A 23,901-nucleotide genomic window follows, 5' to 3' on the forward strand; every position below is an offset into this window, starting at 1 on the left:
CATTGAACCGGAGTCATTCTCATGAAGCGCATTGCCGCTGCCATTGCCCTATCCGCATCCCTTGCCCTGCCCGCTGCCGCCAACCTGCCCACCGGCGGCCTTGGCGGCTTTTCCCTCAGCCCTGACGGCACCACCCTGCTGGCCGGGGGCGACAACCGGGTGATCTATATGATCGACACCGCGACGATGGAGGTGAAAGACCGGATCTGGAGCCCGACCATGCCGGTGTGGATCGACCATTCTGCCGATGGCAGCCTTGTCTACGTGCTCGACAGCGATGACCTGCTCACCGCCTATGCCGCAGCGGACATGAGCAAGAAATGGGAGATCCAGCGGGTGCGCGACATGGCCTTTCGGCCCGAGGCGCAGCGGATCGTGATCTGGAAGGGCGTTTCGGGCGGCAGCGAGATTGCAGTGATCGACGCGGCCACCGGCGGGCAGGTGAAGACGGTGACCACGCCCGAGCCGCTGGCGATCGAGAGCGCCGGGTTGAGCGACGATGGCACCACCCTTCTGGCGATCACCCGGCAACAGAAGACCGAGGATGAGACCAAGGAAAAGCCCGGCGATGATGTGAAGGGGCTGGAAAAGGAGATCTTTCGCAAAAAGCACGATGGCTATGTGTCGTCGCTGCTGAAGATCGACCTTGAGGCCGGCACCACCGAGGCGCTGCCAAGCTGGTACAGCGCTTCGAACTTCGACGATATCCGGGCGGTGGGCGAGCAGGTTTTCTACCTCAAGCCGGGCAGCGACCCGATGGTGCTGGGGGCCGACGGCGAGGTGACGATGCTCGATTTGCAGCGCACCAATGGCGATTATGTCGAGATCAGCCCGGACGGCTCGGAGATGGTGGCGGGCGATGGCGGCAAAGTGAGCTTCATCCCGGTGACGGGCGGCGCGCCGCTGACGCTGGGGGTGGAAGACCTGCCCGGCTGGTTCGAGAAGACCCAGGGCTTTGAGTACCTTCCCGATGGCAAGGTGCTGGCGGTGACGGATGGCTGGCGGATTGTAGTGATCGACCGGGCGGCGGGCACGGCCACGGCCTATCCGGTGTATTGAGGCTGGCCGGATCGGGCGGTGGGCAGATTGCCCACCCTACGGCACGCTTTGGGGCTGGCGGCACCGCCGGCCTTGAAATCGCCGCAGGAAGCCCGTAAGTGCCCTCGGAACGAACCCGAGGAAAGAGCACCCCCATGGCCAGCGCCAATCCGCTTCAGTTCATCCAGCAGGTCCGCACCGAGGTGGGCAAGGTCGTTTGGCCGACCCGCCGCGAAGTGGTGCTGACCACGGTGATGGTGTTCATCATGGCGATGCTCACCGGCGCGTTCTTCTTCCTCGTCGACTGGCTGATCCGCACCGGGCTGACGCAAATTCTGGGCATGTTCGGCTGACGCCTCTGGTGGGTTTTACCCACCGCACGGCGCGTGATGGTGGGCAGATTGCCCACCCTACTTGAAATCACCCGCCCATCGGTTTATCCCGCTTTCAATCCCCGAAAACATGGCGCGCCCGAATCGACGGCGCGCCCGTTTTTTATCGGGGAGCAGGATTTAGGCGCCCCGGTCTGGGGCCACAGCAAGCAGGTTTGACATGGCGAAACGGTGGTATTCGGTGGCGGTGCTCTCCAACTTCGAGAAGAAGGTGGCCGAGCAGATCCGGACGGATGCGGAGGCCAATGGGCTGACCGAGGAGATCGAAGAGGTTCTGGTGCCGACCGAAGAGGTCATCGAGGTGCGCCGGGGCAAGAAGGTGACTGCAGAGCGGCGGTTCATGCCCGGCTACGTGCTGGTGCGGATGGACATGAGCGATGCGGGCTATCACCTGATCACCTCGATCAACCGGGTCACCGGCTTTCTGGGGCCGCAGGGCCGCCCGATGCCGATGCGGGACTCCGAGGTTGAGGCGATCCTTGGCCGCGTTGAAGAGGGTGAGGCCGCGCCGCGCAGCCTGATCACCTTCGAGGTGGGCGAGAACGTGAACGTGACCGACGGGCCGTTTGAGGGCTTCAGCGGCAACGTGGAGGAGGTCGACGACGAGGGCCAGCGCCTGAAGGTGACAGTGTCGATCTTTGGCCGCGCCACGCCGGTGGAGCTGGAGTTTACTCAGGTGACCAAGCAGGTTTGAGCGGATTGGCGGGCCGGGTGCCCGCCAGACGCAGCGTGAGGCCGCTCCGGTTGGGGCGGCCTTTTGCGTTCATGTCAGGCGCGGTGCGGTGCTAGGCGGCCTGATCGTAGGACGGGTGCGACCGCGAGATCGCGGCAAAGCCGCTGTAGCTGGTGCCGGTGAGGGCCTCGCGGATCACGGCTTCGGCCACATCGGCATTAGCCACGGAAAAGCCGATCCAGAGGGCGCCGCTGCTTTCGCCCGCGGGCATTTCGCGCGTGCCGGTTGAGCAGCCAAGCTCGGCCATCGCCAGCGAGGCCTCGATCAGCACCGCGGCCTCTTCGCAGAACTCGCGCGGCGTGGTGCGGCCGGGTGTGGCGTGGCGAATGTCATCGAGCCGGTAGCTGACCGCCAGCCACTGTTCTGGCGTGGCTGCGAAGCTCTTGTGATCCTGCATCATCATCGTGGTTTCTCCACATTCGTCTATCCCCTGTTAACCGTTTTCACCGCCGCTGGTGGCGAGATCGCGGCGCGATTGGGGCGATTGGCGGGCTGGCGTGGGTGACGTGGCGGCAAAAACGGGGCGGGTGGAGGCCTGCGGGCCGGTGCAGGGCCAGTGCAGGGCCTGCGGCGGCTTTGGCGCGCGCCCAGGGGCTTTGCTCGTTGCGACAAAGGGCGCAAAGGCGACAACAGGGGTTTGACGCAGGGCGCAAATGCTCCTATGACGCGGCTTCCTTCGTCCCCCGTCCGCATGGCGGGGCCGAATCGCGTGGGAGGGGCGGCGCTCGCGGGTGCCAAGCCAGACCACGTCAACATAAAGGCCGCGAAACGCGTTTCGTCGCCGTTGAGAAAGGAGAGCCAGAGATGGCCAAGAAAGTAGCTGGCACCATGAAGCTTCAGGTGCCCGCCGGACAAGCGAACCCCTCTCCGCCGGTTGGTCCGGCGCTGGGTCAGCGCGGCATCAACATCATGGAATTCTGCAAGGCGTTCAACGCCAAGACGCAGGAGATGGAGCCGGGTGCGCCCTGCCCGACCGTGATCACCTACTACCAGGACAAGTCGTTCTCGATGGATATCAAGACGCCCCCCGCGTCTTACTATCTGAAGAAGGCGGCCAAGGTGAAATCCGGGGCCAACACCCCGTCGCGCCAGACGGTTGGCTCTGTCACCGTGAAGCAGGTGCGCGAGATTGCCGAAGCCAAGATGAAAGATCTGAACGCGACCGATATCGAGGCCGCGATGAAGATCATCGTCGGGTCCGCGAACTCCATGGGCATCGAGGTGAAGTAAGATGGCAAAAATCGGAAAACGTACCCGCGCCGCTCGCGAAGCCTTTGAAGGCAAGCTGAACGTCACCGTGGAAGAGGCCGTGGCCCTGGTGAAGAACAACGCCAATGCGAAGTTCGACGAGACCGTCGAAATCGCGATGAACCTCGGCGTCGACCCGCGCCACGCCGACCAGATGGTGCGCGGCAAGGTTGCCCTGCCCAACGGCACCGGCAAAGAGGTTCGCGTGGCCGTGTTCGCCCGTGGCGAGAAGGCTGATGAGGCCAAGGCCGCTGGCGCCGACGTGGTTGGCGCGGAAGACCTGATGGAAACCGTGCAGGGCGGCAAGATCGACTTCGATCGCTGCATCGCCACGCCCGACATGATGCCGATCGTCGGCCGTCTCGGCAAAGTGCTCGGCCCGCGTAACCTGATGCCGAACCCCAAGGTCGGCACGGTGACGATGGACGTCAAGGAAGCCGTGGAAGCTGCCAAGGGCGGTGAAGTGCAGTTCAAGGCCGAGAAGGCCGGTGTTGTGCATGCCGGGATCGGCAAGGCCTCTTTCGACGAAGCCAAGCTGGTGGAAAACGTGCGCGCCTTTGTGGACGCCGTCTCCAAGGCCAAGCCGACCGGCGCGAAGGGCACCTACATGACGAAGATCGCGATTTCTTCGACCATGGGCCCGGGCGTGACCATCGAAGTGGACAACGCGCTGGGCAACTGAGCCCGGACAGCGACAGAGATTTGAGAGGGGCGGGCCGGTTGGCTCGCCCTTTTTCGTTGGGACGATGGGTGACGCTCGCCGCAAGCGGCATCGCCCCACCCGCCGTCCCGCAAGCCTGCGGCATTCTTGGCGCTTTTCATCGGAGTCGGCGTGCGGCATTCAGCCCGCATGGTTCGTGAGTTGCGCCAGACGCTGATCGCCTTTGCCGCCGCGCTTATGCTGGCGGTGATGGGGGCCGTTTCAGCGCATCATATGGGGCCGCCCTCGGAAGAGGCCGTGGAGGCCGCCGAGCTGCGGGCGCTGGGCTTTTCGGTGGAAGATCTGTGCGGCACGCCCGGTGCCGCCTCTGCCTATCACTGCCCGTTCTGTCACAAGCTGCCCGAGGCGCCGCGCCTTGCTGCGCCCGATGCCGCTGAGCGCCTTGTTCGGGTGATCCCCGAGCAGCGCGGGGCCGATTTGCTGCGCGGGCCGCAGCATATTTCTGACCACGTTTCCACCCGCGGGCCGCCGCGGGCCTGAGATTTCCAACAGATCGGTGGGCCATTGGGGCCTGCCAGCATGTGCGGTGCGGGATGGTCCTGCGCCCGGATTCTCATGGAGACAGATATGTTCAATCACACGATCAGGGCTGCATTCGCCCTGTGCCTCGCGGCGGGTGCCGCCGATGCCCATGCCACGCTGGAGCAGAAGGAGGCGGCCATTGGCGCAACGACCAAGATCACCCTGCGCGTGCCCCACGGCTGCGATGGGGAGGCGACGCATACGGTGCGGGTTGAGATCCCCGAGGGGTTTTATGCGGTGAAGCCGATGCCCAAGGCGGGCTGGGCGCTGGAGGTTGAGACGGGGGCTTATGAAACGCCCTATGACAACCACGGCACCGAGATGACCGAAGGCGTTCGGGCGGTGACGTGGAGCGGCGGCGATCTGCCGGATGCCTTTTATGACGAGTTCACCCTGCGCGGCGCGGTGGGGCCGCAGATGGAGGCGGGGGAGGTTTTGTTCTTCCCGGCGGTGCAGACCTGCGCCAATGGCACCGCTGAGTGGACCGATACCAGCGGTTCGCATGATGTAAGCGGGCCCGCGCCCAAGCTGACGCTTGTGGCCGGGGATGGCGGGCATGGCCACGCGCATGGCGCGGCCGAGAAGGTGACACTGGGCGCGCTGGAGATCACCGCGCCCGCCGCTGCCGCGACCCTGCCGAACCAGCCGGTGGCCGGGGGTTTCATGACCATCACCAACACCGGGAACGTGGACGATGTGCTGATTGGCGCACGCTCCGAGGCCGCCGGGCGCATGGAGGTGCACGAGATGGCCATGGAGGGCGACGTGATGAAGATGCGCCAGCTGGCCGATGGTTTGCCGATCCCGGCAGGGGAGACGGTGGCGCTGGAGCCGGGGGGTTACCACATCATGTTTATGGAGCTTGCCGGGCCGATGGTGGCCGGGGAAGAGGCTGAGGTGGTGCTGGTCTTCGAAAAGGCGGGCGAGGTTGCTGTGACCTTTCCGGTGAAGCCGCGTGACGAGATCGGCGGCAGCGGCGGCCATGGCGGGCACGGTGATCATGCCGGGCATGGGGGCAACTGATGGCACCAGCGCAAAAAGTAGCGCTGACCGTCGCGGGGGGGCTGGCTTTGCTGGCCCTCCTTGCGGTTGGTTGGTTTGCCGTTCTGGCCCCGACGATGACCGAGGAGGCTGCGATTGACCTTGGGCATGGCGACTATGTGCTGGAGGGCACCGATGGCGCGGCCTTCACCGAGGAGACGCTTCGCGGTGCGCCGACCGCGGTGTTCTTTGGCTTTGCCCATTGCCCCGAGGTTTGCCCGACGACGCTGGGCGATATCGACCTTTGGCAGGCGGAGCTGGCCGAGGAGGGACGCGATGCGTTGCGCAGCTATTTCGTGACGGTCGACCCGGAGCGGGATACGGTGGAGGTGATCGGGGATTACGTGTCTTGGGTGCCCGGTGTTGTGGGTGTTTCGGGCGCGCGCGAGGAGATCGACAAGGCGATTGCGGCTTTCCGGGTTTATGCCTCAAAAATCCCGCTGGAGGGCGGTGGCTACACGATGGATCACTCGGCCTTCGTGCTGCTGTTCGACGACCGGGGAAACTTCTTTGAGCCGATCCGCTACCAAGAGGAGTTGGAGAGTGCGATGGGCAAGATCCGGCGGGTGCAGGACATGTGAGCGCTGCGATGAGCAGGACACTTGAGGGCTGAGGCGGCCCGGGTGGCGGTGTTTGCCGCCACCTTTCGCCTTAGCTGCACACGTTGCCGGGCACGATGTTGCCTTGGCTGAGGGTCGTTCCGCCGAGCATATCCACGAAGACGGCGCGGGTGCCGTTGATCTGGACAAATTGACAGTCCGGCGCTTCGCCGGTGTAGGTGTAGCAGATCGAATCCCCGTTCATCCGCCAGTTTCCGGCGTAAACCTCGGTGTCACGCCCCACCACCAGCCCGCCGGGATCGTGGAACTCGCAATAGGATGTGCCGTCCGACAAGGCACCGACGATGCTGGCACCCGAGAGCGCTTGCTGCACCACGGCACCGGGGGTGTGTGGCACGGTCGGCAGGCTGAGGCAGGCGGACAGGGCGGCGAGGGCGATAATGGGTGTGTAGCGTGAAATGGGCATGGTGCGGGTCTCCTTGAATTCTGCAAGCCTGCACCATGACCCTGGGTAAAGCACGGTTTTTCTGCTGTAACGCAGGGCTGGCGGCTGGGGATTTGGCGGGCGCTGAGCCGGTGAGGGGCGGTGGTGGGCGAGTTGGGCAGGGCTGCCTTTTTGCCCGGCGCGGGGCCGTGGAACTGCGAATACCTGTGGGCTGGTTTCTGTGGGCGGCTGCGGGCGGCGTGGCATTGCCGCCTTGCGAATAAAGCAAAAATTACCGCCCTAAAGACCTGTCTCCGAGCGGCGCGGCGGGCCTTGGGAACATTCCAGTTGACATATCAAGTGAAGCCCGTAGATTAGCGTGAGTTGAATCATCAACTCCGCGTCCAGGGAGGGATGCGGGACTCTAGGGAGGACATCCATGAAACGCGCCACTCACGCGGCCCTCGCGGCCGTGATCGCTACCGCTTTGCCTGTTGCCGCCTCTGCGGACACCATCAAGGTTGGGGTGATCGCCCCCTTCTCCGGGCCCTTCGCCATTTACGGCAAGCAGTATCAGGAAGCGGTTGAAACCTATGTCGCCCAGCATGGCACCAGCGCTGGCGAGCATGAGATCGAGTTTATCTACAAGGATGTTGGCGGGCCGAACCCGGACCAGTCGCGCAGCCTTGCGCAAGAGCTGCTGATCCGTGACCAGGTGGATTATCTGGCCGGGTTCACCTTTACCCCCAACGCGCTGGCCGTCGCGCCGCTGATCGAGCAGAGCGAGACGCCGACGGTGATCTTCAACGCTGCGACCTCCTCGATCAACCGCGAGAGCGCGTTTTATCTGCGCACCAGCTACACGCTTTGGCAGGTGTCTGCGCCGCTGGCGGAATGGGCCTATGACCAAGGGATGCGCACGGCGGCGACGACCGTGACGGATTATGGCCCCGGGATCGACGCCGAGAACGCCTTCAAGGCGGCCTTCGAGGCCAAGGGGGGCGAGGTTGTGGATGCGATCCGCATGCCGCTTTCCACCACCGATTTCACCCCCTTCATCCAGCGCGTGCGGGACGAGGCACCGGATGCGGTGTTTGCCTTCCTGCCCGGCGGCCCGCCCACCTTTACCTACACCAAAACGTACAACGAGAACGGCCTTGCCGATGCGGGCATCAAGTTTCTCGGGACGGCGGAGACCGAAGAGGTGAACCTGCAGGGGCTGGGTGATGCGGCCATTGGGCTGACCACGGCCTATCACTACTCCGGCGCGCATGACTCGGAGGCCAACCGCGCCTTTCAGGCCAAGCTCAACGAGCTGTTCCCCGATGCCATCGCCAACTGGGCCTCGGTCGGGGCCTATGACGGCACGCATTTGATTTACCAGATGGTGGCCGCCGCTGGCACCGATGGCCCCGCCGCCGTGGAGGCTGCGAAGACCCTTGAATGGGAGAGCCCGCGCGGCCCGGTGAAGATGGACCCGGACGCCCGGACGCTGGTGCAGAATGTCTACATCCGCGAAGTCGCGCGGGACGAGGCGAGCGGCAAGCTGGTGAACCGGGAGACCGGCGTGATTGCCACCGTGGGCGACCTCGGCTGGGACAAGTGATCTTCTCCCCGGGCCTGCGCGTGCGGGCCCGGGGGCGATCCTGCGGAAAGATGACATGACCCTGCTTCTCAACATACTCGTGGACGGCGTTGCCTACGGGATGATCCTCTTCATGATCTCGGTTGGCCTGTCGGTCACCATGGGGCTGATGCGGGTGGTCAACCTGGCCCATGGCGGCTTTGCGCTGCTGGGCGGCACATTTGCCCATTGGTTCGCTGCCGACCTTGGCCTGCCGTTCTGGCCCGCCGCCGTGCTGGGGGTGGCCGCCACGGTGGCGCTTTCGCTGCCGCTTGAGCGGGTGATCTACCGCCGGATCTACGGCTTTACCGATCTGCAACAGGTGCTGGCGACCATCGGGCTGACCTTTTTGATGATCGCGAGCGTTAACCTCTGGCAAGGCTCGAGCCTGCTGTCGATCCCCCTGCCGGAGAGCCTGAAGGCCAGTGTGGACCTCGGCTTTCGCACCTTGCCGGTGCATCGGCTGGTGGTGATCGTTGCCGGGGCTGCGGTTGTGCTGGGGCTCTGGGCGCTGCTGGAGCGCACGCGCTTTGGCATGCGTCTGCGGGCGGCGGTCGACAATCGGGGCACGGCTTCGGCCCATGGCATCAACACCGATCTGATCTTCATGCTGGCCTTTGGCCTTGGCGCGGGGCTTGCGGCGCTGGGCGGTGTGCTGGGGGCCGAGATCCTGCCGATCGACGCCTATTACCCGCTGCGCTACATGGTGCTTTTCCTGATCGTGGTTGCGGTGGGTGGCATGGGCTCGATTGCCGGCAGCTTTGCCGCGGCCATCGGGCTTGGCCTGCTGGAAACCGCGGCGCGCTATCTGGTGCCGGACTTCGCCACCATTGCCTTCTTCGCGCTGGTGATCCTGCTGCTTGCGCTGCGCCCGAACGGGCTGATGGGGAGGGTGGCATGAAAAGCTGGCTCCCCCCTCTGGCGCTGCTGGCGCTCGCCGTCGTGCTCTATTTTGCGCTGCCCTATAACCTCGCCTTCCTCACGCGCATCCTTATCATGGCGGTGCTGGTGCTGAGCCTCGACCTTGTTCTCGGCTATGCGGGCATTGCTACGCTAGGGCAGGCGGCGTTTTACGGCGCCGGAGCCTATGCCGCCGGGCTGTTTGCCATTCACGCCTGGGCCGATCCGCTGGCCGGGCTGGTGGTGGCGGGTGTTGCGGGTGCGGCGCTGGCCTTTATCTCGGGCCTCGTGGTGCTGCGCACGCATGGGCTGACGCTGATCATGCTGACCATCGCCGTTGCCTCGATTTGCCATGAGATCGCCAACAAGGCCCGTGACGTGACCGGCGGGGCCGATGGGCTGCGCGGCATTCGGATGGAGCCGGTGCTGGGGCTGTTCGAGTTCGACTTCGTGGGGCAGACCGGCTTTTGGTATGCGCTGGCGGTGCTCGCTGCGGTGTTCACCTTCCTGACGTTGCTCACCCGTGCGCCCTTTGGCTTGTCGCTGCGCGGCATCCACGAAAGCCCCGAGCGGATGGCGGCGATTGGCACCTCGGTCTATTGGCGGCGGGTTGCGGCCTATACCATCGGCGGGGCGATTGCGGGGATTGCGGGCGCGCTTTCGGCGCAGGTGACGCAGCTTGTGAGCCTCGAGTCCTTTTCCTTCACCCTCTCCGCCGAGGCGCTGATCATGCTGATCCTCGGCGGCACCGGGCGGCTCTATGGCGCGGTGTTGGGCACACTCATTTTCATGTGGGTGCACCACTGGGCGGCGGCGAACGACCCGTTCAACTGGCTCTTTGTCATCGGCGCACTGGTGCTGGCGGTCGTCTTCTTCCTGCCGCGCGGAATTATTGCCGTGCCAACGGCGCTGAAGCGTCTGGGAGGTCGAAATGCAGGGTCTTGAGGTGCGCGGGCTGTCGAAACGCTTTGGCGGGCTGACGGTTTCGGAAAACATCGACTTTGATCTCAAGCCGGGCGACCGCAAGGCGCTGATCGGGCCGAACGGGGCGGGCAAGAGCACGTTTTCCAACCTCGTGACCGGCATCCTGCCGCCATCCTCGGGCACGATCCGGTTTGACGGGGTAGATATTGGCAAGCTGAACGAGGCCCAGCGGGTGAAGCGCGGGATCGCCAAGACCTTTCAGATCACCACCTTATTTCGCGATCTCACGGTGCGCGAAAACCTGCGGCTGCCCATCCTTGAGCGGCAGGGCCGGGGCTATCGGCTGTTTCGCCGGGCGGATGGGGATGGCGACACCGAGGCCGAGGTGGCGGGGCTGATCGACCAGTTTGCGCTGGAGGCCTTGGCCGACCGGCGCGTGGGTGACTTGGCCTATGGGCAGCAACGGCTGGTGGAGCTGGCGCTGACGCTGGCGCTCAAGCCCCGGGTGCTGATCCTCGACGAGCCTGCGGCGGGGGTGCCCTCTTCGGAGAGCCACCTGATCGTGCAGGCCATCGAGGCGCTGCCTGCCGATCTGGCGGTGCTGATCATCGAGCATGACATGGACCTCGTGTTTCGGGTGGCGCGGCAGATCGTGGTGTTGGTGCAGGGGCGCATCCTGACCGAAGGCACGCCGCAAGAGATTGCCGCCAACGCGCAGGTGCGCGAGCTTTATCTGGGAGGCCACGGCCATGACTGATGCGCTGACCCTCAGCGATGTGACCGCCGGCTACGGGCCGACCCATGTGCTCAACGGCATCAGCCTTGCCCTGCCGCGCGGCGAGCGGCTGGCGGTGATCGGGCGCAACGGGGCGGGCAAAACCACGCTGCTGGCCACCATCATGGGCCTCACCCGGATGCATGGCGGCACGGTGGCGGTGAACGGGCAGGATGTAACCGCGCTCGCGCCCTACCGCCGCAACGCGCTGGGCGTGGGGCTGGTGCCGCAGACGCGGGATATCTTCAAATCGCTCTCGGTGGAGGAAAACCTGCTGGCCGCGCAAAGCGGGGAGGCGACGCTGGACGAGGCCTATGCGCTGTTTCCGCGGCTCAAGGAGCGGCGGCGCAACGGCGGGGCACAGCTTTCGGGCGGTGAGCAGCAGATGCTGGCGATTGCCCGCACGTTGATGACCGGCCCCGAGATCCTGCTGCTGGATGAGCCGCTGGAGGGCCTTGCCCCGGTGATTTGCGAACAGCTCATGCAGGTGTTCGAGGATATCGCCGCAGATGGCCGCCGCACCGTGGTGCTGGTGGAGCAGCACGCGGAGGCGGCGCTGGGCTTTGCCTCCCGCGCCCTGCTGATGGCGGGCGGCGGCATCGTGCATGACGGCCCCGCCGAGAGCCTCAAGAACTCTGACCTCCTCGAACGCCATATCGGCGTTGCGATGAGCCACTGAAAGGACAGCGCATGACACTGATCGAAGGTCATAAGCCGCTCACCCCGGATGCCGCGATTCCGGTGCTGGATATCGACCCCTACGCCGAGGAGGTGCTGGCCGATCCGTTCCCGTGGTACGAGGCGCTGCGCGAGGCCGGGCCGATGGCCTATATCCCGCGCTATCAGGTGCTGGCGGTGGGCCGCTACGAGGAGACCAAGGCCACCTTCTCGGACCATGAAAACTTTGTTTCGTCGCGCGGGATCGGGCTGAACGATTTCAAGCTCGAAAAGCCGTGGCGCCCGCCCTCGATCATCCTTGAGGTGGACCCGCCCGATCACACCAAGACCCGGCGGGTGATGTCCAAGGCGCTTTCGCCCAAGGTGGTGCGCGGGCTGATGGACGATTTCCGCGCGCAGGCGGAACGCATCGTCGATGCGATGCTGGAGCGCAGCGAGATCGAAGGGGTGGTGGACCTCGCCGAGGCCTTCCCCACCGCCGTGTTCCCGCGGGCCGTGGGGATGCGCGATGTGAACCCGCGCCATCTGGTGGATTACGGGGCGATCGTCTTCAACGCGGTGGGGCCGGACAATGCGCTGCGCCGCGCCGCCATGGCCCGCGCGCCGGAGGTGGCAGCGTGGATCAACGCCGCCTGCGCGCGCGACCGGCTGACGGAGGACGGGCTGGGCGCGCTGGTGTATGGCGCGGCGGATGCCGGAGAGATCACGCCGGAGGAGGCGGGGATGCTGGTGCGCTCGTTCCTGTCGGCCGGGGTCGACACCACCGTGACCGGCATTGGCAACGCGCTCTGGTGCTTCTCACAGAACCCGGACCAATGGGAGGCGCTCAGGGCCGACCCCTCGCTCGCGCGCCCGGCGTTTGAGGAGGTGCTGCGGATCACCTCGCCGGTGCATACCTTCCTGCGCACCGCCAATCTGGATACCCAGATCGCCGGCCATCCGGTGCCCGAGGGGGCCAAGGTGCTTTGTGTGCTGGGCGCGGCCAATATGGACCCGGAAAAGTGGGGCGATCCAGAGGCGTTTCGGATCGACCGGCGCCCGGTGGGCCATATGGCCTTTGGTGCCGGGATTCACGGCTGCGTCGGGCAGAACATTGCGCGGGGCGAGCTGGAAGCGCTGCTTTCGGTGATGGCCGAAAAGGTGGCCCGGATCGAACCGGCGGGCGAGGCCGTGTGGCGGCCCAACAACGCGATCCGCGCGCTCGACCGGCTGCCGCTGAAACTCATTGCGAACTGACGGAGACAGGAATGGTGAAGGTAACTTACGTGCAGCACGACGGCAGCGAAACCGTGGTGGAGGGCAAGGCGGGCGACTCCGTGATGCAGCTTGCCGTGGGCGCAAATGTGCCCGGGATCGTTGCCGAATGCGGCGGCTCGATGGCCTGCGCGACCTGCCATGTTTATCTCGACGAGGCCTGGGCCGAAAAGGCCGAGCCGCGCTCGGAGAGTGAGGAAGATATGCTGGATTGCGCCATGGCCGAGATGAAGGACACCTCGCGGCTTTCGTGTCAGGTCAAGCTGACCGAAGAGATGGACGGGTTGGTGGTGCATATCCCTGAAGAGCAGTTTTGACGGGCAGGGGCGGGCGCCGGTGGCGCGGGGCGTTTGCAGGCCCGCGCGCCCGCCCGTCCGCCGCCGGTCGCCCCCGTGACAAGGCCCGGGATTCTGGCTATCCGTGAGCGATTGAAAGGGCCAGCTGCATGACACGCGCCGACAAGCTCAAGGTTCCGGAGCAACGCCTCCATGATCCGACCCGTCAACGCGACGGGACGGAGATTTTGGATATTGATCACTATGCGCCGTTCTTGCTCAACGCGGTGAGCAGCGCATGGGGCCGCAAGACCTCTGCGATCTACCGGCGCGACTTTGGGCTTGGGCTGACGGACTGGCGGGTTTTGTCGATGCTCAACATCGAGCCGGGGATCACCGCCAGCCGGATTTGCGACGTGATCCGCATGGACAAGGCGGCGGTGAGCCGGTCGCTCAAGACGCTGCTTGAGATGGAGCATCTGCGCTATGAGCAGCCTTCGGGCGATCCGCGAAAGCGGGTGTGGTGGCTGTCTGATCTGGGCCTGAAGGTGCATGCGCAGATCCTTGACGTGGCCCTTGGGTGCGAAAACGAGCTGGTGGGCGGGATCGACCCGAACGACTTGGATGTTTTCCTGCGGGTCATGCGCCAGATGCTAACGAATATCGACCCGAAGTGAGGGCAGGGGCCGCTGGCCCGGGCCGAATGAGCCGAGGGCATGTGCCAACGGCGGCAAGGGAGCGCTGGGCCGGATGTTGTTCTGCCGGTTTGGCGGGTGGGGCCACCCCCGTTCACAGCAAAAATCGCGGCCTCGTGAGGCTTCCGGCCTTGCCCTTCGCGGGCGCAACAACTAAACCGCCCCCTGCAAGCCAGCGTGCGATTCGTCGTGCGCTGTTTTGCGTTTCGTCCAAGACGGTGGGTGGAGTTCGTCCGAACCCCTTAATTTCCTGCCTGAGACGGGTCAGAACATGTTTTCCCGCGGGGTTTCTCTCGGGCGAACTTGGTTTCAGCCCCGTAACACGGACCTGAGTGTTGGCCCCGGCCAGCAAAAAAGAGCCGGGCGGGAATGATCCTGCCCAAATTGGAGTGAAACTGTGGATAGAGCCCAGAAAGAGAAAGTGGTCGAGGAACTCGGCCAGATTTTCGAAAGCTCTGGCGTCGTTGTGGTCTCCCACTACGAGGGTCTCACGGTTGCCGAGATGCAGGACCTGCGCGCGCAGATGCGCGAAGCTGGTGGGTCCGTACGTGTCGCCAAGAACAGGCTCGCCAAGATCGCCCTGGAAGGGAAGCCTTGCGCCAGCATCGCCGATCTTCTGACGGGTATGACCGTTCTTGCTTACTCTGAAGATCCTGTGGCTGCGGCCAAGGTTATTCAGGCCTACTCGAAGGATAACGACAAGCTCGAAATCCTCGGTGGTGCCATGGGTGAGAACGCTCTGGACGTCGCTGGTGTGAAAGCCGTCGCCGCCATGCCGTCTCGCGAGGAGCTCATTGCTTCCATCGTGGGCTGCATCGGTGCGCCTGCTTCCAACATCGCCGGCGCCATTGGCGCACCTGCCTCGAATATCGCGTCCATCCTTTCGACCATCGAAGAGAAGGCCGCGTAAGGCAACGAATGAGAGCCGCGTAGGGGTTGATTACCTCGCGTTGGAACACATCTAGACAGACGGAAAGCGAAAAATGGCTGATCTGAAAAAACTTGCTGAAGAGATCGTGGGTCTGACCCTTCTCGAAGCCCAAGAACTGAAAACCATCCTGAAAGACGAGTATGGCATCGAGCCCGCAGCTGGCGGCGCAGTGATGATGGCTGGTCCTGCTGGCGGCGACGCTGGCGGTGCGGAAGAAGAGAAATCCGAGTTCGACGTGATCCTGAAGGCCGCTGGCGCCCAGAAGATCAACGTGATCAAGGAAGTCCGCGCGATCACCGGCCTGGGCCTGAAAGAGGCCAAAGAGCTGGTCGAAGCTGGCGGCAAAGCCGTCAAAGAAGGCGTCGACAAAGCCGAAGCCGAAGACATCAAGGGCAAGCTGGAAGCAGCTGGCGCCGAGGTGGAGCTCAAGTAATCGGCCGCCGCCCCGCGCGGGTGGCCCGATAGAGAATTGGCTGGATCCGGGCAAAATCCGGGTCCAGCCGAATGCGTCTCGGCAAGCGCCTCTGCGAGAGGTTCTTTCCAAGGCGCGTTCGATTGGATCGGGTGCCTGCCGGTGGGACGGTGGGCTGGTATTGATCCCGGACGCCCTTCATTCGTGAGCCGCACGCTTCCGGTGCCCCGACGGAAGCTCGCGCGGCGACAGACGAAAGGTACTAGACCAGATGGCGACGACCCTCCTCGGCCACAAACGTTTCCGCCGTTACTACGGCAAAATCCGCGAAGTTCTGGAGATGCCGAACCTCATCGAGGTTCAGAAAAGCTCCTACGACCTGTTTCTGAAATCCGGCGACCAGCCCGAGCCCACCGATGGTGATGGCATCATGGGCGTGTTTCAGGGTGTTTTCCCGATCAAGGATTTCAACGAAACCGCCGTGCTTGAATTCGTCAAGTACGAGCTGGAAAAGCCCAAGTACGACACCGAAGAGTGCCAGCAGCGCGACATGACCTACAGCGCCCCGCTGAAGGTGACGCTGCGCCTCATCGTGTTTGATGTGGACGAAGACACTGGCGCCAAGTCGGTGAAGGACATCAAGGAACAAGACGTGTTCATGGGCGACATGCCCCTGATGACGCCCAACGGCACCTTCGTGGTGAACGGCACCGAGCGTGTGATCGTTTCCCAGATGCACCGTTCGCCCGGCGTGTTCTTTGACCACGACAAAGGCAAGACCCACGCCAGCGGCAAGCTGCTCTTCGCCTGCCGGATCATCCCCTATCGCGGCTCCTGGCTGGACTTCGAGTTTGACGCCAAGGACATCGTCTTTGCGCGCATCGACCGTCGCCGCAAACTGCCCGTGACCACCCTGCTCTATGCCCTCGGGCTGGATCAGGAGGCGATCATGGACGCCTACTACGACACGGTCAGCTACAAGCTGAAGAAGAACAAGGGCTGGGTCACCAAGTTCTTCCCCGAGCGCGTGCGCGGCACCCGCCCGGCCTATGACCTTGTCGACGCCAAGACCGGCGAAGTGATTGCCGAAGCTGGCAAGAAGGTGACGCCCCGCGCGGTGAAGAAGATCATCGACGAGGGTGAGATCACCGATCTGCTGATCCCCTTCGAGCACATCGTTGGCAAGTTTGTCGCCAAGGACATCATCAACGAAGAAACCGGCGCGATCTACGTCGAGGCCGGCGATGAGCTGACTTGGGAAACCGACAAGGACGGTGAAGTGACTGGCGGCTCCCTGAAGGAGCTGGTGGACGCGGGCATCACCGATATTCCGGTGCTCGACATCGACGGCGTGAACGTGGGTGCCTACATCCGCAACACCATGGCGAACGACAAGAACATGAACCGCGACACCGCGCTCATGGACATCTACCGCGTCATGCGCCCCGGCGAGCCGCCCACCGTGGAAGCCGCCAGCACCCTGTTTGACAGCCTGTTCTTTGACAGCGAGCGCTACGACCTCAGCGCCGTGGGCCGCGTGAAGATGAACATGCGCCTCGACCTCGATGCCGAAGACACCCAGCGCACGCTGCGCAAGGAAGACATCGTGGCCTGCATCAAGGCCCTCGTCGAGCTGCGTGACGGCAAGGGCGAGGTGGACGACATCGACCACCTCGGCAACCGCCGCGTCCGCTCGGTTGGCGAGCTGATGGAGAACCAGTATCGCGTGGGTCTGCTCCGCATGGAGCGGGCGATCAAGGAGCGCATGAGCTCTGTCGAGATCGACACGGTGATGCCGCAGGATCTGATCAACGCCAAGCCTGCCGCTGCCGCGGTGCGCGAGTTCTTCGGCTCCAGCCAGCTGTCGCAGTTCATGGACCAGACCAACCCGCTTTCGGAAGTCTCCCACAAGCGTCGCCTTTCGGCGCTTGGTCCGGGCGGCCTGACCCGTGAGCGTGCCGGCTTTGAGGTGCGCGACGTGCACCCCACCCACTATGGCCGGATGTGCCCGATTGAAACGCCGGAAGGCCCGAACATCGGCCTGATCAACAACCTCGCCAGCTTTGCGCGGGTCAACAAGTACGGCTTCATCGAAACGCCCTATCGCCGCGTCGAAAACGGCAAGGTGACCGATGAAGTGCATTACATGTCGGCCACCGAAGAGATGCGCCACACGGTTGCACAGGCCAACGCCAGCCTCGACGAGGATGGCAAGTTTACCAACGACATGGTCAATACCCGCCAGTCGGGTGAATACACGCTGGCCCCCAACGAGAACGTGGACCTGATCGACGTGTCGCCGAAACAGCTGGTTTCGGTTGCCGCCTCGCTCATCCCCTTCCTCGAAAACGACGACGCCAACCGCGCCCTCATGGGCTCGAACATGCAGAAGCAGGCCGTGCCGCTGCTGCAGGCCGAAGCTCCGCTTGTGGGCACCGGGATCGAGCGCAAGGTGGCCATCGACTCCGGCGCCGCCATTCAGGCGTTCCGCAGCGGGATCATCGACCAGGTTGATGCCCAGCGGATCGTTGTGCGCGCCACCGAAGACCTCGAGCCGGGCGATCCGGGCGTGGACATCTACCGTCTGCGCAAGTTCCAGCGTTCCAACCAGAACACCTGCATCAACCAGCGTCCGCTGGTGAAGGTGGGTGACACGGTGGTGAAGGGCGAGGTTATCGCTGACGGTCCCTCGACCGACATGGGCGAACTGGCCCTCGGCAAGAACGTCGTCGTCGCCTTCATGCCGTGGAACGGCTACAACTACGAGGACTCCATCCTCATCTCCGAGCGCATCGCCAAGGATGACGTGTTTACCTCGGTCCACATCGAAGAATTCGAAGTGGCCGCGCGCGACACCAAGCTTGGCCCGGAAGAGATCACCCGCGACATCCCGAACGTCGGCGAGGAAGCCCTGCGCAACCTCGACGAAGCCGGGATCGTGTATATCGGTGCCGAAGTTGGCCCCGGTGACATTCTCGTCGGCAAGATCACCCCGAAGGGCGAAAGCCCGATGACCCCGGAAGAGAAGCTGCTTCGCGCGATCTTCGGCGAAAAGGCCTCTGACGTGCGCGACACCTCGCTGCGTCTGCCCCCGGGCGATTTCGGCACGGTCGTGGAAGTGCGCGTCTTCAACCGCCACGGCGTGGAGAAGGACGAGCGGGCGCTTCAGATTGAGCGTGAAGAGGTGGAACGCCTTGCACGTGACCGGGACGACGAGCTCGCGATCCTCGACCGCAACATCTATGCCCGCCTGAAGGACATGATCCTGGGCAAGATGGCGATCAAGGGCCCGAAAGGCGTGAAGCCGAAGTCGGAGGTCACCGAAGAGCTGCTCGACAGCCTGTCGCGCGGCCAGTGGTGGCAGCTTGCCGTGGGCGAAGAGCATGAGGCGCAGGCCATCGAGGCTCTGAACGCGCAATACGAGGCGCAGAAGCGCGTGCTCGATGCCCGTTTCGAGGACAAGGTGGAGAAGGTGCGCCGCGGCGACGATCTGCCCCCGGGCGTTATGAAGATGGTCAAGGTCTTCATCGCGGTGAAGCGCAAGCTTCAGCCGGGCGACAAGATGGCCGGTCGTCACGGCAACAAGGGTGTTATCTCCCGCGTTGTGCCCGTGGAAGACATGCCCTTCCTCGGTGACGGCACTCCCGTCGACTTCGTGCTCAACCCGCTCGGCGTGCCGTCGCGGATGAACGTTGGTCAGATTCTCGAAACGCACATGGGCTGGGCCTCTCGCGGGCTTGGCATTCAGGTGGACGAGGCGCTTGGCGAATACCGCCGCTCCGGCGACCTGACCCCGGTGCGCGACGCGATGAAGATTGCCTATGGCGAAGAGGCCTATGAGGAGCACATCCAGTCGCTCGACGAGGGTATGATCCTCGAGACTGCTGGCAATGTGACCCGCGGTGTGCCGATTGCCACGCCGGTCTTTGACGGGGCCAAGGAAGCTGACGTGAACGATGCGCTCACCCGCGCAGGCTTCAGCGAAAGCGGCCAGTCGATCCTGTTTGATGGCCGCACCGGCGAGCAGTTTGCCCGCCCGGTGACCGTGGGCATCAAGTATCTGCTGAAGCTGCACCACCTTGTGGACGACAAGATCCACGCACGTTCGACCGGCCCCTACAGCCTTGTTACCCAGCAGCCGCTCGGTGGTAAGGCCCAGTTCGGTGGCCAGCGTTTCGGGGAAATGGAAGTCTGGGCTCTGGAAGCCTATGGCGCCGCCTACACCCTTCAGGAAATGCTGACCGTGAAGTCGGACGACGTGGCTGGCCGGACCAAGGTGTATGAGTCGATCGTCAAGGGCGAGGACAACTTCGAGGCGGGCATTCCCGAGAGCTTCAACGTGCTCGTCAAGGAAGTCCGCGGCCTCGGCCTGAACATGGAACTCCTGGATGCGGAGGGCGAGGAATAAGGGCCTCGGCCCGCGACGGACGCGCTCTCAAGGCGCGTCCGCCTCTCCCATCTGCACAACTTTGAGGAATTCAAGATGAACCAGGAACTGACGAACAACCCGTTCAACCCGCTCACCCCGCCGAAGGTGTTTGACGAGATCAAGGTCTCGCTCGCTTCGCCGGAGCGGATCCTCTCTTGGTCTTTCGGTGAGATCAAGAAACCCGAGACGATCAACTACCGGACCTTCAAGCCCGAGCGCGACGGCCTGTTCTGCGCCCGTATCTTTGGCCCGATCAAGGACTACGAGTGCCTTTGCGGCAAGTACAAGCGGATGAAGTATCGCGGCGTTGTCTGCGAGAAATGCGGTGTGGAAGTCACGCTCCAAAAGGTTCGCCGTGAGCGCATGGGCCACATCGAGCTGGCCGCGCCGGTTGCGCACATCTGGTTTCTAAAGTCGCTCCCCAGCCGGATCGGCCTCATGCTGGACATGACCCTGCGTGACCTCGAGCGTATTCTCTACTTCGAGAACTACGTGGTGATCGAGCCGGGCCTGACGGACCTCACCTACGGTCAGCTGATGACCGAAGAGGAGTTCATGGATGCGCAGGACGCTTACGGGATGGACGCCTTCTCGGCGAACATCGGCGCCGAGGCGATCCGCGAGATGCTCAGCCAGATCGACCTTGAGGGCGAAGCCGAACAGCTGCGCGCCGACCTGAAAGAGGCGACCGGCGAGCTGAAGCCCAAGAAGATCATCAAGCGTCTGAAGATCGTTGAGAGCTTCCTCGAATCCGGCAACCGCCCCGAGTGGATGGTGCTGACCGTGATCCCGGTGATCCCGCCCGAGCTGCGCCCGCTGGTGCCGCTGGACGGTGGCCGCTTTGCGACCTCGGACCTGAACGATCTGTATCGCCGGGTCATCAACAGGAACAACCGTCTGAAGCGCCTGATCGAGCTGCGTGCGCCCGACATCATCATCCGCAACGAAAAGCGGATGCTGCAGGAGTCGGTTGACGCGCTCTTCGACAACGGCCGCCGTGGCCGCACCATCACCGGTGCGAACAAGCGTCCGCTGAAGTCGCTCTCTGACATGCTCAAGGGCAAGCAGGGCCGCTTCCGCCAGAACCTTCTGGGTAAGCGCGTCGACTTCTCGGGTCGTTCGGTGATTGTGACCGGCCCCGAGCTGAAGCTGCACCAGTGTGGCCTGCCCAAGAAGATGGCGCTCGAACTCTTCAAGCCCTTCATCTACTCGCGGCTGGAGGCCAAGGGCCTTTCCAGCACCGTGAAGCAGGCGAAGAAGCTGGTGGAAAAAGAGCGCCCCGAGGTGTGGGATATCCTCGACGAGGTGATCCGCGAGCACCCGGTTCTGTTGAACCGTGCGCCCACGCTTCACCGTCTTGGCATTCAGGCGTTTGAACCCCAGCTGATCGAAGGCAAGGCCATTCAGCTGCACCCGCTCGTCTGCTCGGCCTTCAACGCCGACTTCGACGGCGACCAGATGGCCGTGCACGTGCCGCTCTCGCTGGAAGCCCAGCTTGAAGCCCGCGTGCTGATGATGTCGACCAACAACGTCCTCTCCCCTGCCAACGGCGCGCCGATCATCGTGCCCTCGCAGGATATGATCCTTGGCCTCTATTACATCACGATGGAGCGCGAAGGCATGAAGGGCGAAGGCATGGTCTTCGGTTCGGTCGAAGAGGTGGAGCACGCGCTGAACGCTGGCGAGGTGCACCTGCACTCCAAGATCCAGGCCCGTGTGAAGCAGATCGACCATGAAGGTCAGGAAGTGTTCCAGCGGTTTGAAACCACGCCGGGCCGCGTGCGCCTTGGTGCGCTGCTGCCGCTCAACGCCAAGGCTCCGTTTGAGCTGGTCAACCGCCTCCTTCGGAAGAAAGAGGTGCAGCAGGTCATCGACACCGTCTACCGCTATTGCGGGCAGAAAGAGTCGGTTATCTTCTGTGACCAGATCATGAGCATGGGCTTCAAGGAGGCCTTCCGCGCCGGTATCTCGTTCGGCAAGGACGACATGGTGATCCCCGACAACAAGTGGACCATCGTGGACGACACCCGCGAGCAGGTGAAGGACTTCGAACAGCAGTACATGGACGGCCTGATCACTCAGGGCGAAAAGTACAACAAGGTTGTCGATGCATGGTCCAAGTGTAACGACCGCGTCACCGACGCCATGATGGACACGATCTCGGCCAACAAGCGCGATGAGAATGGCGCTGAGGCGGAGCCCAACAGCGTGTACATGATGGCCCACTCCGGTGCCCGTGGCTCGGTTACGCAGATGAAGCAGCTGGGCGGGATGCGCGGCCTGATGGCCAAGCCTTCGGGCGAGATCATCGAGACGCCGATCATCTCGAACTTTAAGGAAGGTCTGACCGTGCTGGAGTACTTCAACTCCACCCACGGTGCGCGTAAGGGCCTTTCGGATACCGCTCTGAAGACGGCGAACTCGGGTTACCTGACCCGCCGTCTGGTGGACGTGGCGCAGGACTGCATCATCCGTCAGCACGACTGTGGCACCGAGCGGGCAATCACCGCTGCTGCCGCCGTCAACGACGGTGAAGTGGTGAGCTCGCTGGCCGAGCGTATTCTGGGCCGTGTTGCGGCAGAGGATATCGTGCACCCCGGCACCGACGAGGTGCTGGTGGCCCGCAACGAACTGATCGACGAGCGCAAGGCCGATATGGTTGAGCAGGCCAATGTGGCGACCGTGCGTATGCGCTCGCCGCTGACCTGTGAGGCCGAAGAGGGCGTCTGCGCCAACTGCTACGGGCGCGACCTTGCCCGCGGCACCATGGTCAACACCGGCGAGGCTGTCGGCATCATAGCCGCGCAGTCGATCGGTGAGCCCGGCACCCAGCTGACGATGCGGACCTTCCACATCGGCGGCGTTGCTCAGGGTGGTCAGCAATCGTTCCAGGAGGCCTCGCAAGAGGGCACCGTGGAGCTGCGCAATGCGACCCTCCTCAAGAACGAGGCAGGCGAGCAGATCGTGATGGGCCGCAACATGATCCTTGCGATCATCGACGCGAACGGCACCGAGCGCGCCAGCCACAAGGTGACCTATGGTTCCAAGGTCTTCGTGACCGACGGCCAGAAGGTTGCCCGCGGCGACAAGCTCTATGAGTGGGATCCCTACACCCTGCCGATCATCGCCGAGAAGGCCGGTACCGCCAAGTTTGTCGACCTCACGACCGGCATTGCCGTGAAAGACGAGACCGACGACGCCACCGGCATGACCCAGAAGATCGTGATCGACTGGCGCACCGCACCCAAGGGCAACGAGCTCAAGCCCGAGATCCTTGTGGTGGGTGAAGACGGCGAGCCCGTGCGCAACGATGCGGGCAACCCGGTGACCTACCCGATGTCGGTTGATGCGGTTCTGTCGGTTGAAGATGGTGATGAGGTCAAACAGGGTGACGTGGTTGCACGTATCCCGCGGGAAGGCGCGAAGACGAAGGACATCACCGGTGGTCTGCCGCGTGTGGCTGAACTCTTCGAAGCACGTCGTCCCAAGGACCACGCGATCATCGCCGAGGCCGACGGCTACGTGAAGTTCGGGCGCGACTACAAGAACAAGCGCCGGATCTCCATTGTGCCGGGTGACGACAGCCTTGAGCCGATCGAATACATGGTGCCCAAGGGCAAGCACATCCCGGTGCAGGAAGGCGACTTCGTGCAGAAGGGTGACTACATCATGGACGGCAACCCGGCGCCGCATGACATCTTGTCCATCATGGGTGTCGAAGCGCTGGCCGAATACATGATCGACGAGGTGCAGGACGTTTATCGCCTTCAGGGCGTGAAGATTAACGACAAGCACATCGAGGTTATCGTTCGGCAGATGCTCCAGAAGTGGGAGATCCTCGACAGCGGCGACACCACGCTGCTGAAGGGCGAGCATGTGGACAAGGCCGAGTTTGACGCTGCCAACGAGAAGGCCGTGTCGAAGGGCGGGCGCCAAGCTCAGGGCGAGCCGATCCTGCTCGGGATCACCAAGGCGTCGCTGCAAACCCGCAGCTTCGTTTCGGCGGCCTCGTTCCAGGAAACGACTCGTGTGCTCACCGAGGCTTCGGTGCAGGGCAAGCGCGACAAGCTCGTGGGCCTGAAGGAAAACATCATCGTGGGCCGCCTGATCCCGGCGGGCACCGGTGGTGCGACCCAGAAGGTGCGCCGCATCGCCACCGAGCGCGACCAGAAGGTGATCGACGCGCGTCAGGCCGAGGCGGAAGCCGCGGCGGCGCTGGCAGCCCCGATGGACGACGACATCGTGGGTGGCGACGAGTTTGACACGCTGGTGGAAACGCCCGAGAGCCGGTAAGCGCCGGTTTTCGCAACTAAAACAAAAGGGCC

22 protein-coding genes are annotated in these 23,901 nt (G+C 63.8%); 20 read left to right on the plus strand and 2 right to left on the minus strand.

The window, feature by feature from the left end; genetic code table 11:
* Positions 1 to 21: 21 nt before the first annotated feature.
* The 3 genes from FHY55_RS02225 (at position 22) to nusG (ending at position 2,124) form a co-directional block, all read left to right on the plus strand.
* Complete coding sequence (locus FHY55_RS02225) at positions 22 to 1,059, plus strand: YncE family protein (protein ID WP_140012636.1); 1,038 nt, start codon at positions 22 to 24, stop codon at positions 1,057 to 1,059.
* A gap of 134 nt (positions 1,060 to 1,193) precedes the next feature.
* A complete protein-coding gene (secE, locus tag FHY55_RS02230; RefSeq protein WP_140012637.1) occupies positions 1,194 to 1,391 on the plus strand; it encodes a preprotein translocase subunit SecE in 198 nt (65 codons plus the stop codon).
* Positions 1,392 to 1,590: 199 nt separating this feature from the next.
* On the plus strand, positions 1,591 to 2,124 hold the full coding sequence (gene nusG, locus FHY55_RS02235; RefSeq protein WP_140012638.1) for a transcription termination/antitermination protein NusG: 534 nt from the start codon (positions 1,591 to 1,593) through the stop codon (positions 2,122 to 2,124).
* A gap of 91 nt (positions 2,125 to 2,215) precedes the next feature.
* On the opposite strand, the gene FHY55_RS02240 is transcribed toward nusG, so the two are convergent.
* Positions 2,216 to 2,566, minus strand: a complete 351-nt coding sequence (locus FHY55_RS02240; RefSeq protein ID WP_140012639.1) for a hypothetical protein — start codon at positions 2,564 to 2,566, stop codon at positions 2,216 to 2,218.
* Positions 2,567 to 2,967: 401 nt separating this feature from the next.
* Here FHY55_RS02240 and rplK point away from each other — a divergent pair, with 401 nt between their 5' ends.
* The 5 genes from rplK to FHY55_RS02265 all read left to right on the plus strand — a co-directional run bounded on the left by rplK (position 2,968) and on the right by FHY55_RS02265 (position 6,276).
* Complete coding sequence (rplK, locus tag FHY55_RS02245) at positions 2,968 to 3,393, plus strand: 50S ribosomal protein L11 (protein WP_140012640.1); 426 nt, start codon at positions 2,968 to 2,970, stop codon at positions 3,391 to 3,393.
* A gap of 1 nt (position 3,394) precedes the next feature.
* Positions 3,395 to 4,093: a 50S ribosomal protein L1 gene (gene rplA / locus FHY55_RS02250; protein ID WP_140012641.1), complete on the plus strand. Its 699-nt coding sequence runs from the start codon at positions 3,395 to 3,397 to the stop codon at positions 4,091 to 4,093.
* A 168-nt stretch (positions 4,094 to 4,261) separates the two neighbouring features.
* On the plus strand, positions 4,262 to 4,612 hold the full coding sequence (locus FHY55_RS02255; protein WP_140012642.1) for a hypothetical protein: 351 nt from the start codon (positions 4,262 to 4,264) through the stop codon (positions 4,610 to 4,612).
* Between the two features lie 87 nt (positions 4,613 to 4,699).
* Complete coding sequence (locus FHY55_RS02260; RefSeq protein WP_254695399.1) at positions 4,700 to 5,677, plus strand: DUF1775 domain-containing protein; 978 nt, start codon at positions 4,700 to 4,702, stop codon at positions 5,675 to 5,677.
* Positions 5,677 to 6,276 carry an SCO family protein gene (locus FHY55_RS02265; protein ID WP_140012644.1) on the plus strand — a complete coding sequence of 200 codons (600 nt, stop codon included), beginning with the start codon at positions 5,677 to 5,679 and terminating at the stop codon, positions 6,274 to 6,276. The genes FHY55_RS02260 and FHY55_RS02265 overlap by 1 nt, the downstream gene beginning before the upstream one ends.
* A gap of 70 nt (positions 6,277 to 6,346) precedes the next feature.
* On the opposite strand, the gene FHY55_RS02270 is transcribed toward FHY55_RS02265, so the two are convergent.
* Positions 6,347 to 6,721, minus strand: coding sequence for a hypothetical protein (locus FHY55_RS02270; protein ID WP_140012645.1), 375 nt, complete (start codon positions 6,719 to 6,721; stop codon positions 6,347 to 6,349).
* A gap of 397 nt (positions 6,722 to 7,118) precedes the next feature.
* On the opposite strand from FHY55_RS02270, the gene FHY55_RS02275 reads away from it, so the two are divergent.
* From FHY55_RS02275 to rpoC, 12 genes are all read left to right on the plus strand, one after another.
* Positions 7,119 to 8,285: an ABC transporter substrate-binding protein gene (locus FHY55_RS02275; RefSeq protein WP_140012646.1), complete on the plus strand. Its 1,167-nt coding sequence runs from the start codon at positions 7,119 to 7,121 to the stop codon at positions 8,283 to 8,285.
* A gap of 55 nt (positions 8,286 to 8,340) precedes the next feature.
* Positions 8,341 to 9,204 (plus strand): branched-chain amino acid ABC transporter permease, encoded by an 864-nt coding sequence (locus tag FHY55_RS02280; RefSeq protein WP_140012647.1) that lies wholly within the window; start codon positions 8,341 to 8,343, stop codon positions 9,202 to 9,204.
* Positions 9,201 to 10,148 carry a branched-chain amino acid ABC transporter permease gene (locus tag FHY55_RS02285; protein WP_140012648.1) on the plus strand — a complete coding sequence of 316 codons (948 nt, stop codon included), beginning with the start codon at positions 9,201 to 9,203 and terminating at the stop codon, positions 10,146 to 10,148. The genes FHY55_RS02280 and FHY55_RS02285 overlap by 4 nt, the downstream gene beginning before the upstream one ends.
* Entirely contained in the window at positions 10,135 to 10,884 is a 750-nt protein-coding gene (locus tag FHY55_RS02290) for an ABC transporter ATP-binding protein (RefSeq protein ID WP_140012649.1), read from the plus strand. Before FHY55_RS02285 ends, FHY55_RS02290 begins: the two co-directional genes overlap by 14 nt.
* Positions 10,877 to 11,581, plus strand: a complete 705-nt coding sequence (locus tag FHY55_RS02295; protein ID WP_140012650.1) for an ABC transporter ATP-binding protein — start codon at positions 10,877 to 10,879, stop codon at positions 11,579 to 11,581. Before FHY55_RS02290 ends, FHY55_RS02295 begins: the two co-directional genes overlap by 8 nt.
* Positions 11,582 to 11,592: 11 nt before the next feature.
* On the plus strand, positions 11,593 to 12,816 hold the full coding sequence (locus FHY55_RS02300) for a cytochrome P450 (RefSeq protein WP_140012651.1): 1,224 nt from the start codon (positions 11,593 to 11,595) through the stop codon (positions 12,814 to 12,816).
* 11 nt (positions 12,817 to 12,827) lie between these two features.
* Positions 12,828 to 13,151 carry a 2Fe-2S iron-sulfur cluster-binding protein gene (locus FHY55_RS02305; protein ID WP_140012652.1) on the plus strand — a complete coding sequence of 108 codons (324 nt, stop codon included), beginning with the start codon at positions 12,828 to 12,830 and terminating at the stop codon, positions 13,149 to 13,151.
* A 128-nt stretch (positions 13,152 to 13,279) separates the two neighbouring features.
* Positions 13,280 to 13,786, plus strand: coding sequence for a MarR family winged helix-turn-helix transcriptional regulator (locus tag FHY55_RS02310; RefSeq protein WP_140012653.1), 507 nt, complete (start codon positions 13,280 to 13,282; stop codon positions 13,784 to 13,786).
* Positions 13,787 to 14,201: 415 nt separating this feature from the next.
* Positions 14,202 to 14,714, plus strand: coding sequence for a 50S ribosomal protein L10 (gene rplJ, locus FHY55_RS02315; protein WP_140012654.1), 513 nt, complete (start codon positions 14,202 to 14,204; stop codon positions 14,712 to 14,714).
* A 73-nt stretch (positions 14,715 to 14,787) separates the two neighbouring features.
* Positions 14,788 to 15,168: a 50S ribosomal protein L7/L12 gene (rplL, locus tag FHY55_RS02320; RefSeq protein ID WP_140012655.1), complete on the plus strand. Its 381-nt coding sequence runs from the start codon at positions 14,788 to 14,790 to the stop codon at positions 15,166 to 15,168.
* A gap of 250 nt (positions 15,169 to 15,418) precedes the next feature.
* Positions 15,419 to 19,555, plus strand: a complete 4,137-nt coding sequence (rpoB, locus tag FHY55_RS02325; RefSeq protein WP_140012656.1) for a DNA-directed RNA polymerase subunit beta — start codon at positions 15,419 to 15,421, stop codon at positions 19,553 to 19,555.
* 75 nt (positions 19,556 to 19,630) lie between these two features.
* The gene (gene rpoC / locus FHY55_RS02330; protein ID WP_140012657.1) at positions 19,631 to 23,869 is read left to right on the plus strand and encodes a DNA-directed RNA polymerase subunit beta'; all 4,239 of its coding nucleotides are present in this window, start codon (positions 19,631 to 19,633) and stop codon (positions 23,867 to 23,869) included.
* Positions 23,870 to 23,901 lie beyond the last annotated feature (32 nt).

The organism is Oceanicola sp. D3 (genome assembly GCF_006351965.1).
Classification (GTDB): domain Bacteria; phylum Pseudomonadota; class Alphaproteobacteria; order Rhodobacterales; family Rhodobacteraceae; genus Vannielia.